This is a genomic window from Pedobacter soli (genome assembly GCF_900101435.1).
In the GTDB taxonomy this organism is placed as follows: domain Bacteria; phylum Bacteroidota; class Bacteroidia; order Sphingobacteriales; family Sphingobacteriaceae; genus Pedobacter; species Pedobacter soli.
Window position 1 is genome coordinate 484,503 of the sequence record NZ_FMZH01000001.1, and the last position, 14,348, is coordinate 498,850.

The window sequence follows — 14,348 nt, forward strand, 5'->3', positions numbered from 1 at the left end:
GCTGACTGGTGCAATGGCACACATAGCGTTCCTGTTGAAAGGAAGGTGCCATAAATTTTCTTTCTTTTAGGTATAGTAATGTCAGTACGTTAAAAAATACATTTTTCCGCATGTTGTTTAGTTGAAAATAGTTTTAACTTTAGGCCAAACGATCCCATCCCGCCACTTGTAAAAGCAGCAGAAATCGTCATCCGCAAACCAATAAAACATCCCTGATCTATGGAAGCGGTTAAACCTTTTTATTGTAATCGAAAATCTGTGGAAAAAACACCATAGGCAACAGCTTTACCAATTATAACCTTAACCAAGTAATTGAACTGTTGCTACAGGGTGTGGGTATGAACTAAACAGGATTTTTAGGTTTTAATGCATACAACCAGTTAAAAGGGCATTTCTGTGGGATAGCAACATGGGATAAGGGATGATTTTTGAGTAAGTACAGAACAGAGGAAACTCCCTTAAAAAGGGTAAATATATAATAAAATACATTTGGTTCCTGTCTCATATGATGTATAGGTAATTAAGGGTAAAAATGACCGTGAACCTGTCATGATTAATAACCTGCTACTAAACCAAATATAATAAAACAAATTAAAATACGGTAACATATAACCGCAAAAAATTTAAATAAGTTGGAGACTTTGAGCCCTTAACTATTTAACCTCAATGATCAAGAAAGAAGGCTCAAGCATTCAGAATAATTTCGGTTTCAATTTGAAGAAAATCAGAACCAGTAAAGGCTTGAGCTTACGTGCAATGGCCCGGAATTGCGAAATTGACGACAGCAATATTTCTAAAATTGAAAACGGCAAATTTGATGTACAGCTTACTACCATTATCGAGCTGGCCAAAGGGTTAGATATCCATCCTAAAGATTTGCTTGACTTTTAGGTTAACCTGCCCAAAAGTTATTCCTCACAATTTTACCAATGGCATCAGCCCAGAAATGGCCTAATCGCGTAATCTAAAATCACACTCAACCAACTGACAACCAATACAGTTACTACAGTTATTTTTCATATCTTTGTTAGTCGTAAATTAACTATAACGCTTGGAAGAATTTGAAGAACTTACTGCTGATGTTCTAAAAGATTTTATAAATATTACCCCAACTCGCTATAATACATCTCAAAAGAAACTTTGTTTTGCTATTATAAAAAGGATGTATAGGCGCGTTAAAATGGGATATAAAAATTTAGGTGGAATAAAAATTTGTAATGATAAAGGCATAGTAATTGATGGCAACCATAGATATATAACTTATTTATTAGCTGGGATTGAAATTGAATATATAATTTGGACCAGCTCTCTGTGTGATGAAGTTGTATTGTATAAAGAGGTTGAAATAGATGAAACAAAAGATTGGGATGAATATCTTTATGATAAACGAAAATTTATAAAAGACAAAGATTTCATAGAAAGTTATAATAAAGAAAATAAGAATGATTTTTTTCCTTGATATAGACGGTGTAATGGTGCATGCTAATCCGCATAAAAAAGTGGAATTGGAAGAAGATGGATTTTATAAATTCAACACTATAGCAGTTGACATCCTTAACTCAGTTATATACAAAACAATAGACGAAGTAATCCTTTCTACATCACATAGATATAGATATAATGAAGATAAGTGGAAAGAAATATTTGAAAAGAGAGGAATGGATTTTAAATTTCTCTCGATATTAAATAGCGATAAATTATCATTTGACCCTAAAAGTAATCGGAAAACCGAAATACTTGACTGGATAAATTCCAATAAAATTGACTCTAGCAAGATTGTCATAATTGACGATGACAAATCGTTAAATGACCTACCCAGGCACTTAAAAGACAGATTGGTATTAACCAATTCTTATACGGGTTTAAATGATGTTAATGATCTGAAAAATGTCCTTCAAAGGAGATTAAAAAAGAATATTTTTAAAGAAAGAGATTACAAAGTCCAATAATTAAAACTTTTGTAATCTCTTAATTTTATTTAACCAAAAAATGCTTCCTTACAATTTTACCAATAGCATCAGCCCAGAAACGGCCTAGTGATGCTGCGCCTGTTTTGTTCGGATGCAGATAAAAAGTACCCGCCTGCCCTTTCTCAGGGATCAGCTCAGTTAAATGGTGTTTCTTAAAATAAGCAAATGCCTTTTTATCACCCACAAAAACATGTTTAGGTTGGCTTTGCTCGTAGCTTTTAACCAAACTATCAATTTTTGGAATATAACTTTGTAAACGAGTTAAACCCTCCTGCAGATATTTGGAGCCATTATAGGTGTTTGGACTATACCATATCGGATGCTGCAATATCACTATAGCGTTAGGGAAACCGGCCAATAATTTGTCTACAATTATTTTTACATTTTCAATATAACGATCGGCAGATACCGGCGAACCATGTGGTCCTTGTATAGCACTATCATTGGTACCCAGTTTAACAGAAAAGATAAGTAAGGCTTTCTTATCGGTAAAGGCGTTAGCCGCCTCTTCTATTTGGGTAAAAGTGCGTGTTCCAGGCAAAAAATCTAAAGTAGTGTAGCCACTGTGCCCCTGGTTGCTGAAATGAACCTCGCCTATTCCTTTTTGTTTAAGTAGATCAGCAACGGCATTAGCCGGCGGAGCTTCTACCGAATTAGCCAATTGTACGCCCTGGGTTATACTGTTACCAATGAAAACAATATTCAGGTTACGCTTTTCGTTCTGCGCAAATAAAAACGATGTACTAATTAATAATAAAGCTAAGCATACCAGTATTTTCTTCATATTTGGTTGTGGTTCATTTCGGCTAACCTACAATAAATTAACCAATTAATTTCCGTAGGGTTCCATTTTTTTTATGATGCTTAAAAGTTCATCTTTTTCCTCGGCTTCCAGTTCAATCATCCCATTAAAAAGGTCAAAAACCAGATCGCGCTGATTGGATGCCAATAATAAATCCATTAACCGCACCAATGTTCTTTTTTGGCCGGTGTTTAAGCCACCAAATAATTTCGGTTCAGCTTCATAAATGGCTTTAATCAAATTAATCAATTCAGGTTTCCGCTCCTGTTTTTCCCTTTCTGTTGGATAAGTTGGGAATATATCTTCCTGCTCGTAAGCATCAATTAAACGGTTGGCATATTCTTTTAAAAAAGGTTTACGTTTACTCTTCAGGTATTCGGTAAGTTCTTTGATCAGAAAACGATATTCGGCCGATGACTTTGCAGCACCGAATATGGCCACCTGTCCTTCATTTTCGAAACTCTTAAAATCAAAATCTCTAAAAAAGTCACTGTCAATATAAATGCTGTGGAAATAATCGTCGCTTTTTTTATTGAGCGTGGTGTAATCTTTATAAATTTCCTCTCCACCTGCCAGAAAATAGTATTTAGACAATTCACGGTGCAGGTTATCTTTCCAATGCACATATTTAATCTTAAAATTTACGGCAGTATCGGGATAAAAAACATTAAACTCTTCCAGGCTTTTAATGTTATCGCTAAAATTAAGCGCTTTACCATTTACAATAACCGAATAGTTTTTATGCTTGTTCAGCTCAATAAACCAGCAAAACTCGTTAATCAGAAAAGGCAGTACGGTTTCTTCAAGCTCTTGCTGCCCAATGCGCAGATTAGCAAAAGAAACTACGGTGCCTGTTTGGGCATTTGGGCTTGGAGCTGCAGTAAAATCATGACTATAGCTATTCAACCCTCCGGTACTGATGTATATTTCACCATGCCTGAATCCATTTTCGGCCTTGTAGGTAGTGCGCCAGGTAGCATTGTGGGCGAAAGTAAAAAAGGTAAGCCTGCCCACACCATTACGTCCATGCATTTTAGAAGTATGCTTTGGGGCAATAATCTGTATGGCTTTTTCCGACTCAAAAAACGGATCGAATTTCTTTTGCAAACGATCGAAATTTATGCCGTAGCCGTTATCGGCAATATCCAGACTTTCTAAATGACCAAGTGCGTTAGCCACATAATCTATTCGGATGGTATCGGCATTTGCATCAAAACCATTCCAGATGTACTCCGCAATGGCTTGTTTCTCATTATAGTTTTTTAATACTTTCTGAATACCTTTTGAGGTAATGTTAACACTTACCGACATAATACTAAATTAATTAGCAAATATAAAATTAAATTCAACCTGATGAATAATTTTAAGGCTTAAGTTTTACACATGATGCAATTTTGGACGAATCAGTTATGTGCCGGATATCCGCGTAAATTCACCTCAGCTTAACGGTATTATTCTTTTTTCAGATAAAATTTGGATTTTTTATTATAAAGCTATAATTTCTCCCCTGTAACAGATCATCCCGAGTGTTTTGCAATGGTTTAATTAATGAGGGCCATATTTATTGTTGTTGCTTTCTGTACAGTAAGCGCCCTATGTAACGCACAACCGGTTGTACAGGTTGAGGGGCAAAACTTCATCAATTTAGGGAAATCGGCCTATTATTGGTGCGATACTACGGGGAAAACCCCTTTCGAAACGGTAGAAAAATTTAACCGCAAAAAATTTACTGCAGGAAAATCGCCTGTTTTTAATGGCGGAACCGATGGTCATGTATGGTGGATGAAATTACGTTTTAGCCGAAAACCTGAAACTACGCCCTACCTGTTTATTGATTACGCCAGTATTGATACGCTTTGTTTATTTTACCGTGATACTTTGGGTAATGTGCAACATGTGCACTCTGGTATGCTTGGTTTAAAACAGAATGATGCAGTACTGGGTACCGGATATATCTTTCCATTACAACATACCCAAACGCCGGTAAGCGAAATTTACATCAGGATGCAAACCATGAATACCTTGCTGGTACCCTTAAAATTAATTACCGAGCCTGTATTAAACCGCGCCCTAACCAAAGATTATAGCGCTCAGCTTATCTACATGGGCATAGCACTCATGATCCTCATTTTTCACTTGTTTATGTTTGTAATGACCAGGAGCAAGCTTTTTGCCCTGTACATGGCGCGCGTAATATTGTTATTTTTTATTACGATGGTTTGCTACCTGCAGGGCTATGGTTTAATGCTTGGTCTGCCCGTAGCAAGGTTTATTTTTTTACATGCCCATTTTTTTATTGCCCTGGGGTACATCTGCACCATTCTATTTAACAGCTACTTTTTAAAGTTAAAAAGGCAACTTCCTTTTCTATATCAGGTTTTTAAGATACTCAACATCGCCTGGGGACTGGTTTTAATCTGCTCGCTATGGGATGCCAGAAGCATTACCAATGCGCTTACGCAACTGCTGTTTCTGATTACCTCCCTACTGTTTTTATTTAGCAGTATAAAAGTTATTGTAATTCGCGGTTATGCCAAAACCGCCCCGTTTATTAGTTTTTATGTACTGGGCTGGATTCCTGTAGCATTGGTTTCTATTTATCTTGTGCTCAGCCTGATGGCAATCATCCCCTTTCAGTCTTATGCGTTTAACCTGCTTACTTTTGCGGCAATAATTGAAGGTATATTAATCAGTTTAGGGCTTTTCGGACAAAGATTACGACTCCTTTCGCGCCACAACGCACACTTTCGCCGGCAGCAAATTCTTTTGCAAGAACAAATGGAAGGTTATAAAAAACAGCTCGACGAAAAAAAACTGGCTCCTGTTGTCCATTTATCACTTAAAGAACTAACTAGCCTTGCACAAACCAGAGATCCGGCATTTATGGAGAGGTTCCGTGAAAGCGAGGCCGCTTTTATACAGGAATTATTACGTCTTTCGCCGCAGCTACTGGTAGCCGAACTGGAACTTTGCGCTTACATCCGTTTGTGTTTCGACACCAAAGAAATTGCCCGTGCCTGCCGACTGAGTGTCCGGGCTGTAGAAAGCCGTAAATACCGTGTACGTAAGAAATTAGGTATCGATGCCGATGCAAATCTGCAAAGCTGGATGCTTGATTTGGCCAGAACGTCCTAAATAACATACAAAAGTATTAGCAGGCGAACCAACATCATTGCCATGTTACACAGACTGCGAACTTTCATTAAATCGCTAAACAACAACAACTTAATATACCGTGCGTAGAAATGAGTAGCTTAAAAATGCACCTGCCGCATCTTCTTTGTATAAATTCAAATGGCGTACTGGCGGCGCGATGCTGTTTATGACCAAACAAACCCTTGTTTATGTCTGAAAGTACCCAACTTTTACCATGTCGGTAGCAACGGTCTTATCCGGGATGATTTGTTACACGACTACCGGCATGGTTTATTAAATAAACGCTAATCAAGTCAAAACCATATCCACAGATGAAACCCCATTAAGATATCCATTTTATATAACTGAAAAACAGCACGTTAAAAATACCGCGTAAGAGTGAGTAGATAATAATTTTGATAACTTTTAAATGCGTTATTTCTTTGTCCCAATCTGCTTAATAAAGATTTTAAAACAGATGCTGCGCTTTGGTGGGCCTGGACAGGGGACGGTCCAGCCTTCCGGAAGCCAGCAAGTAAACTAAACTATGAAACCAAGTGCCACACCCGCTAAAATTATTGAAAGCATACAAGAATTTTATAATGGAAAAGAACCAGAAATCATCTATGCTGAGTTAGATATTAATAAAGAATGTTTTGATACCTGGATAAGGGATTTTGGAATTATTGCCAATGAACTGATGGAACTGCGAGATGAGAACGAGAAACTGCGCCTCATGTTTACCAATTTAAGTCTTGTAAATCAAAGTTTGCGCAGTTCTCTTGATAGCTTAACCCGCTCCGATTCTAAATTAATTGATCTGCTGATAGAAAAACGAAAGACCGGTAACCTCCGTTATCCCTAAAATATATCCCTTAAATGCCAAAAATCATCATCTTAGAAAACTACCCGGCAACGCTTGATGCAATTAAAATGATTTTCGAGTTTGAAGGATATGAAGTGTTGGCGCTTTCAGCTCCACAAAATTTACACACACTGGTATCGGATTTTAAGCCTGATATTATTTTAGTTGATGCTTTGCTCGGATTAACAGATGGGCGTTCTATTTGCACCGAATTAAAACTATCTGTTCATGCGCATATCCCTATCCTGCTAATGTCGTCGCAGATGAATTTCATCAACACTTCACATTTTGCTGTCCATTGGGATGATTATATCGAAAAACCCTTCGAAATGATCGCTATGGTAAACCGGGTAAAAATGCTGCTCACAAAAAAAGTCGGCCAGGATTAAAATACTTTAACCCTGGCCGACTTTCGATAGTAATCTGTGTATTATCCAAAAAGGTCGCTGCTCAGATAACGGTCTCCCCTGTCGCAGGCAATAAAAACAATTGTTCCTGATTCTAGCTCTGATGCCAGTTTTAATGCTGCTGCACAGGCTCCACCTGAGCTCATGCCTGCAAAAAGCCCTTCTTCTTTAGCCATTCTACGCGACATTTCAGTAGCTTCTGCCTGCGCAATGTCTATTACACGGTCTACCCTTTCTGGCTCGAATATTTTAGGTAAATATTCTTCCGGCCAGCGCCTGATGCCCGGGATGGATGATCCTTCAGTTGGCTGACAACCTACAATCTGAATATTGCTGTTTTTCTCTTTAAAATATCTCGAACAGCCCATAATGGTACCTGTAGTACCCATCGAACTTACAAAATGGGTAATCTGACCTTCGGTATCGCGCCAGATTTCAGGGCCGGTGGCTTTATAATGCGCCATATAATTATCCGGATTGGCAAACTGGTTTAATAAGAAGTGTCCGGGCGTAACTCCTTTCGCTTCTGCGTAATCGCGGCACTCTTCTATACTCTCCAGCAGCGTTACTTTAGCTCCAAATGCCTCCATGGTTACTTTACGTTCCCTTGTCGAATTGGCGGGCATTACCAGTTCTATCTCTAAACCATATAAGCTTGCTATCATGGCCAGTGCAATGCCCGTATTTCCGCTGGTAGCCTCTACCAGTTTGGTTTCCGGAGTTACCTGTCCGCGTTCTATTGCGCTTCTGATCATGTTTAATGAGGCCCTGTCTTTTACACTCCCTCCTGGATTATTGCCTTCCAGTTTGGCAAATACCCTTACTGCAGGGTTAATATTAAGTTTTTGGAGTTCGGCCATTGGGGTGTTACCAATGAGATCGATTATTCCTGCCATATTATGCTGTTTTAACTTGTTTCTTTATGGTTTCTGATGGTAATTATTGGCGAATGATAAGCGGTAGAAAATGGCTCAATGCTTTCAGTAAGCCAAACATTCCCGCCTACTATACTATCGTGCCCGATAACGGTATCGCCGCCTAAAATAGTTGCTCCCGAATAAATAACTACACGATCTTCTACTGTTGGATGCCTTTTACTCCCTGCCAGAACCTTTTTAACGCTCAAAGCACCGAGGGTTACACCCTGATAAAATTTTACATAACGCCCGATGATACTGGTTTCGCCAATTACAATACCTGTTCCATGATCGATGTAGAAATATTCTCCTATGCTGGCCGCCGGATGAATATCGATGCCGGTTTTTGAATGTGCATGCTCGGTAAGTATGCGTGGAACGAGTGGAATGCCAAAATTATACAAAAGATGCGCAATGCGGTAAAAACAAATGGCATAAAAGCCAGGATACGTTCTGATCACTTCAAACCTGCTTTGCGCAGCCGGATCGCCCTCATAAATGGCAGAAATATCGGTGTTAAGGATGCGGTATAACTCAGGTAGTCCGGCAAAAAACTCACCGGCTACATTTTTGCATGCGCTGTTTTTCAGTTTACAACTTGCCGAGATAATCATAAAAAGCTCGAGCTCCAGGCCTGACACATATTGTTTCAGTGCCGAAATATCAGCGAACTCCTCCCCTGCGTTTTCGGAAAAAATGACCTTAATCAGCTTTTCTGCCCAATTCGAGATGACTTCGTTTGGTGGAATGTTTGGCTGTTCTAGGGGATTTTTAAAAATATGCTCAAAAAAATGGTCCTCCATCATTATTGTTTGCCCCACTAAAATTTGTTTTGTTGATTAACTATATAGATTTAATCGTTAAATGTAAGTTTTGTTTTTTTAATCCTAAACTTAAAGCGCAATTATTATCATAAAAATTGCGTGTAAATAACATTAAGGCAATTGAAGCCCACCCCAACTAACTTGAATAAGTATTTCGATTTACAAGAATTTATGAGTGAAGACAGAATAATTAGCTTTTTGGCCATTTGGCCAGTGAAATGGTTTTGGTTCCTCCTGTCTTGAGTTTTTCAGAAGTTAAAAAAACCGATATCGCTTTGCTGCTGTTGGCAGGTATATCAACCGTAAAACCTACAATAACAGTTCCCGGGTTTGCAGCATCGTAACTGGTAAGCGGAGTTGTAGACCATTGCTTTATATTAATCTTGCCTTCGGTTTCTATATGCAAATAGCATTTTTTACCCTCACTGGTTAGTTCGATAGTATTTGCATTTAATACTTTTACTACAGCAGGCGTAACCATCGACCAGCGTAAAGTTACGTTTTGCCCACTGGTTTCCACTTCATCGCGGATCAGTACCGTCTTTTTATTAATTATGGCTACCCCTCTTACTGCTTTATTTAGCTTATTGGCGTAGAGCGTCTGCATATCAACCACGGCATTCATAAAATTACTTTGGCCGGAGCTGCTGACAAATACTCCTTTTCCATTTACCAGTTGAAAAGCGCTGTCAACAGTGAGCGTATTGTGTGCCAGGTTATTGTAACGGAATATTTTCCAGCGCTGTGCATCTTGTTTGCTGTTCCATAAATCAATTCCTTTCGATTCTAATGATTCATATTCCTGCATGCCCAAATCCATAGCCCATCGTACCCCATTCGATTCTATCACAAACGAACCTACATCCATATGGGCATGACTGGTAGCCGGAGAACCTCCTTTGAAACCCACAAATGTAGCTAAAGGGTCGGTCCATGAGCTTCGCATTAGCGCTACCGGAGTAGGTCCGTTACCTAGCCAAAAATTTTGCTGAGGTGCCTGAACATTATTTAAAGAGATATCTTTCGCCCATAAAATAGCCGATGGCAATAAACGGTTGTTTAATAATTTAGGGTTAAGGAGTTGTGTTTTACTTACCCAGAGCAATGAGGGTGACTTTGACTTCGAGGCAAACCAAAAAAGTGCGGGATTGAATTCTGCTACGGCCCTGCTATCTGAATAATTAAAAGGTTTACCAGAAGGCCCGGTCATATTAACCATGTATGCCGCCGTTTGCAGAAAGCCAGGCGCTTTACTTAAACCAAAATCCTGCTTAAACACACTTTCCAAGACACTGATTAGCATCACATTAAAAGAAGTGCCATATTCCCAGTAAGCATAACCTTCGGGATAAGCCCCATCGGGTGCGTATTGTTTCATGGGCAATACCACACTTTTAATAGCCCGGTTTACCAGTTGGGCTGAAAGTGCAGGGTGTTCATCAAAAGTGGCAATGGCTCCAAAAGTAATCCCCGAATTACACACCTGGTTCCAGTTATTGGTAATATTGAGCCAGTTATTGTAGCGCTTATCCATTGAAGGTCTTATACCCTTTTCCAGAATGGCTTGTGCAATTGTACGCCGTGTTTCGGGCTCCAAATCATTGTATAGCCAATCATAGCCAATGGCCATCGCCATAGTCATTTCTCCAACATCAAGAAAATGTGAGGGGTTCCAGTCTGTAAATGCCGAAACAGCAAGCATTTGCTGTGTTGCACTTTGCAGGTATTTTTTGTCGTGGGTTAGCCGGTAGCTATAAGAGAGGTAATAAATTCTTTTAAGTGCGTCGCGCGATACATCGAGTAGTCTTTTCCCAGTCATAACCCGCTCTAACCTGGGTAGTTTAAGCATTTTATCTGCTCCGGTAATTACAGCCTGGTGGATTTTCATTAAACCGGCATCGCGGTTAATTTCCTGTGTAATTTGCTTTTCGAGTTCGGCTGAGATGAGCAGGCGCGGATGAACGGGGATTTTAAATGTAGAGTCGATACTATTGTTTTGCCCGATAGCCATGCTCCAATAAAAGAGCATGGCTACAAAGCAAAAACCTGTTTTGAATGATCGTTTCTTCATTCAGTGCGTTTATTTTTTCTGTTCAGAAAGGAAAGTAACCAGTGAGGCTAATTCCTCGTACGATAACGAATTGGCCAAACCTTCAGGCATCATCGAGGTTTCCAACTCTTTACGTGAAAGAATATCGCCTGCTTTGATGGTAAAAACCTCACCAGCAATATTACGCAATACAACTTTGGCAGCAGTTTCTTCCTGAACAAAGCCCATATAGGTTTTATCGCCTTTTGCAGTAATCATTACAGAAGCAAATCCTTGTGAAATAGAAGCATTTGGTTTCAAAATCGACTCGGCAATTTGCTCACGGTTCATAATTGAACCAATTTGGCCCATAAAAGGACCTTTCATTTTATCGGTTTTATTTAAACTGTGGCAAGCAATACAGCCCTGATTGTTAAAAATGGTTCTTCCTTTAACAGGGTTACCCTGTAATTTATTAATGGCAAGCAATACATCTTCAATTGATGATTTACCTACCTGTCCTTTTTGATTTTTAATTTTTTCCAAATCAATTTTAGGCTCTTCAACTGCTGCAACTTTTTCCTCTACGGCAAATTCAGCAATGTCCATGCGGTTACGCTCATTTAAATCAACAAAAAACTGTTTTCCGTTTGCACCTTGTTTAAGCGCTTCTTCTTTTAAAAATTTCTCAATTACCGGCGATTCTGACCAGGTAACCGCTTTAAAATACGGGCCATGCGAATCAGGACGTGTTCCCCACCACCAGCTCGCATCGTAGGCAATTTCTTCCTTATATAAACGCGCCAAAGTAATTAAAATCTGTTTTTTCAGTTTTTCATCCTGAGCTGTTTTATAATTATCGATTAATCCGTTTACGGCTTTTGCATTGTGCATATAACGTAATGCCCATAAAGCCAGATCGGCATTTTCGGTTTTAATAGCAGCTACCATCGCATCTGTTGCTTGTAACGATACTAAAGCCCTAACTGCCAGGTGAGGTAAAATGATAGCTGAATTAGGCGTGGCGTGAGGCCCTTCTACGCCTTTTGCAGGTGCGGTAAATGATGCAGGAACCTTAGTAGCTAAAAGCACTTTTGCAGCTTCATCTACTTTACCCAAACGGTTTAAACCAATAATAGAAACGGCATGTACACGTGGAGAAGCATCCTGAAGACCTTGTAAAAATGGCTCAATTGGCACATTGGCCAGGTAAATTTTACGGTCGGTTAATGCTTTTAAAGCAAATTCTTTTACTGCATTATCTTTTGTTAATGCTACCAGCTCTGTAGTACCGTTTTCTTTGGCTAACTGTGCGTAAGTGTAAATCCCCGCAACGCGAACATCAAGTGGTAAAGCCTGATCAGCAGCAATTTTTAAAGCAACCTCAGTGGCTTGTTTATTATTGCGGGCAACCAATTCCTGTGAAGCTGCAAGACGGCCTACCGAACTGTTTGATTTAAGTAAATCTGTTAGTTTTTTAACCGATAACTTTTTTACATCAGGGAATACCTTATAGCTCCAATCGGTTGGTACCACACGAACAATATAACCTTTATCCGGACTACCCGAGTAACCTGCTCCATCCCATGCCGAAAGGTAAAGTCTTCCAGATCCATCTACATCTAAATCGGTAATTTGCGGAAGTTTGATAAACTCTTCGTCCTTTTGGGTAAAAGTTGGTCCATCAGCAGTAACCCTGTGGATGTATAACATACTTCTTCCCCAATCAGCCATCATAGGCACATTATTGTATTGTGTAGGCCAGTTTGGTTCATTCATAAATAATGCACCAGTACCCGAGCCACCACCTAAATCTGCAAGGGCAGGAATAATTTCGTCGGTAAAATTCTGGAATAAAACCGGGTAACCGTATTCGCCTGATTGAATATGATGTGAAAAACGCACATTCCATCCGCCACCATCATTGGTATTTTCGCGGGTAAATACGTTCATATAAGGATCGATAGCTACATCGTATACGTTACGTGTACCATGTGTAAATACTTCCATTTCGGTTCCATCAGGACGTACACGTACGATACCACCACCAAGCATAGTCATTTTCTTGCCTGAACGGTCTATTGCATCGTGGAAGCCGAAATCGCCTACTGAGATATAAATCCAGCCATCGATACCCATTCTAATGCCGTTGGTAGCATGGTCGGTACCACGTTCGCGAATGTATTTTTCATTGCTGATGTGCTCGATTAATGGTTTTTCAGGTCCATCGGCTTTACCATCGCCATCTTTATCTTCAAAAACAACCAAATTCATACCTGTAGCCTTACCGGTTTCTTTAGAGAAAGTGGTATGCAATACAAATACCTGGTCGCCCTGAACAATGATACCGCGTGGATTATCTACATCGGCAAAATCGGTATGGCCATCCATTTTACCGTCGTTATTTTTATCAACGAGTTTAAGAATACGGCCTTTGCCGGCATCTTTACCCAAAGAGCCGATCATATCTACCCCAACAAATACTTCGCCGGTTGGTGCAACGGCCAAACATGCCGGGCTTGGGGTAATATCTGGTCCTGCAAAATTAGTAATGGTTAATCCAGGAGGGGCTAAACGGGGTTTCTCGGGTTCACTAAAAAGGTTTTTAAAACCCAGGAAAATAATAGATAAGTAAATTAAACTTAAAGAGAATTTGATCATTGTGTGTGTTTGTTATTGTTTTTTTTGGTTAGTGTCGGGTAAACTTACAAAAAATACAAATTAACTCTTGCCAAAATTTTGTTATAATTAACTTTTCTTTGAATTACTCACGCTAAACAGCACTTATTATAATCATTCTCATAAAAAAAATCAGAAATTATTGCTTTCTAGGCTACTTTATGTTAAACAATTCTAAACACGAGGACAGCAAAATCAAAAACAATAAAGCATTATAGACGAGCAGAAATATTCAGATACACACTTAATTTATCAGGGTTAATTAAAAATTAACATAAAAATCACACAAACAACACAATATAATCATCGTAAAACAGCAATTCAACTGATTTACATTTCAAAATCCAGTAAAAAACACCTGAAAGTGATTTAAATACAAATAAAAAAGATAATTACTTGATCAATTGAAGATTTTTTATTAAATTTACCATACAAAATTCATTAAATCAGTACGTTATGAAAAATATCTTTTATATTTTCCTGACTGCCCTGATCTCTTCAATTGCTTTATTAACAACGGATGCTACTTTTGATCCCGAATTGGTTTATAGCACCGTAATATTAATCTGGTTACTGTACATCTGGTACCACGTGTATGCAAACAAGAGAAACTACAGCGAGTAGTCTGTATGCTTATTAAGTTGTTTCCCAATCAGCAGAGGTGGGTAGGAAGGGTTATGCTTTTTTATTTGGAAATCATCAATGTTCAATAACCAATAA

At 38.9% G+C, this 14,348-nt stretch carries 13 protein-coding genes; 7 read left to right on the top strand and 6 right to left on the bottom strand.

Going from position 1 to position 14,348, the window contains the following annotated elements; all coding sequences use genetic code 11:
- Window positions 1-666 precede the first annotated feature (666 nt).
- From BLR37_RS01985 to BLR37_RS01995, 3 genes are all read left to right on the top strand, one after another.
- Window positions 667-891, top strand: coding sequence for a helix-turn-helix domain-containing protein (locus BLR37_RS01985; protein ID WP_039470823.1), 225 nt, complete (start codon window positions 667-669; stop codon window positions 889-891).
- 160 nt (window positions 892-1,051) lie between these two features.
- On the top strand, window positions 1,052-1,459 hold the full coding sequence (locus tag BLR37_RS01990) for a hypothetical protein (protein WP_090763889.1): 408 nt from the start codon (window positions 1,052-1,054) through the stop codon (window positions 1,457-1,459).
- The gene (locus tag BLR37_RS01995) at window positions 1,443-1,949 is read left to right on the top strand and encodes an HAD domain-containing protein (protein ID WP_039470821.1); all 507 of its coding nucleotides are present in this window, start codon (window positions 1,443-1,445) and stop codon (window positions 1,947-1,949) included. The genes BLR37_RS01990 and BLR37_RS01995 overlap by 17 nt, the downstream gene beginning before the upstream one ends.
- Window positions 1,950-1,974: 25 nt before the next feature.
- On the opposite strand, the gene BLR37_RS02000 is transcribed toward BLR37_RS01995, so the two are convergent.
- A complete protein-coding gene (locus tag BLR37_RS02000) occupies window positions 1,975-2,754 on the bottom strand; it encodes a GDSL-type esterase/lipase family protein (RefSeq protein ID WP_090763892.1) in 780 nt (259 codons plus the stop codon).
- 45 nt (window positions 2,755-2,799) lie between these two features.
- Window positions 2,800-4,083, bottom strand: a complete 1,284-nt coding sequence (locus BLR37_RS02005) for an ATP-binding protein (protein ID WP_090763895.1) — start codon at window positions 4,081-4,083, stop codon at window positions 2,800-2,802.
- Window positions 4,084-4,320: 237 nt separating this feature from the next.
- Here BLR37_RS02005 and BLR37_RS02010 point away from each other — a divergent pair, with 237 nt between their 5' ends.
- The 3 genes from BLR37_RS02010 (at window position 4,321) to BLR37_RS02020 (ending at window position 7,161) form a co-directional block, all read left to right on the top strand.
- On the top strand, window positions 4,321-5,907 hold the full coding sequence (locus BLR37_RS02010; RefSeq protein ID WP_090763899.1) for a 7TM diverse intracellular signaling domain-containing protein: 1,587 nt from the start codon (window positions 4,321-4,323) through the stop codon (window positions 5,905-5,907).
- A gap of 547 nt (window positions 5,908-6,454) precedes the next feature.
- Window positions 6,455-6,772 (top strand): hypothetical protein, encoded by a 318-nt coding sequence (locus BLR37_RS02015; RefSeq protein ID WP_090763902.1) that lies wholly within the window; start codon window positions 6,455-6,457, stop codon window positions 6,770-6,772.
- 14 nt (window positions 6,773-6,786) lie between these two features.
- Window positions 6,787-7,161 (top strand): response regulator, encoded by a 375-nt coding sequence (locus BLR37_RS02020; RefSeq protein ID WP_090763904.1) that lies wholly within the window; start codon window positions 6,787-6,789, stop codon window positions 7,159-7,161.
- A 41-nt stretch (window positions 7,162-7,202) separates the two neighbouring features.
- On the opposite strand, the gene cysM is transcribed toward BLR37_RS02020, so the two are convergent.
- The 4 genes from cysM to BLR37_RS02040 all read right to left on the bottom strand — a co-directional run bounded on the left by cysM (window position 7,203) and on the right by BLR37_RS02040 (window position 13,610).
- Window positions 7,203-8,075 carry a cysteine synthase CysM gene (gene cysM / locus BLR37_RS02025; RefSeq protein ID WP_090763906.1) on the bottom strand — a complete coding sequence of 291 codons (873 nt, stop codon included), beginning with the start codon at window positions 8,073-8,075 and terminating at the stop codon, window positions 7,203-7,205.
- A gap of 11 nt (window positions 8,076-8,086) precedes the next feature.
- Complete coding sequence (locus BLR37_RS02030) at window positions 8,087-8,917, bottom strand: serine O-acetyltransferase (RefSeq protein ID WP_341844506.1); 831 nt, start codon at window positions 8,915-8,917, stop codon at window positions 8,087-8,089.
- Window positions 8,918-9,110: 193 nt separating this feature from the next.
- Window positions 9,111-10,991, bottom strand: coding sequence for a heparinase II/III domain-containing protein (locus BLR37_RS02035; RefSeq protein ID WP_090763912.1), 1,881 nt, complete (start codon window positions 10,989-10,991; stop codon window positions 9,111-9,113).
- Between the two features lie 9 nt (window positions 10,992-11,000).
- Complete coding sequence (locus BLR37_RS02040; protein WP_090763915.1) at window positions 11,001-13,610, bottom strand: DUF7133 domain-containing protein; 2,610 nt, start codon at window positions 13,608-13,610, stop codon at window positions 11,001-11,003.
- Window positions 13,611-14,084: 474 nt separating this feature from the next.
- On the opposite strand from BLR37_RS02040, the gene BLR37_RS25200 reads away from it, so the two are divergent.
- Entirely contained in the window at window positions 14,085-14,252 is a 168-nt protein-coding gene (locus tag BLR37_RS25200; RefSeq protein WP_156131359.1) for a hypothetical protein, read from the top strand.
- Window positions 14,253-14,348: the final 96 nt, after the last annotated feature.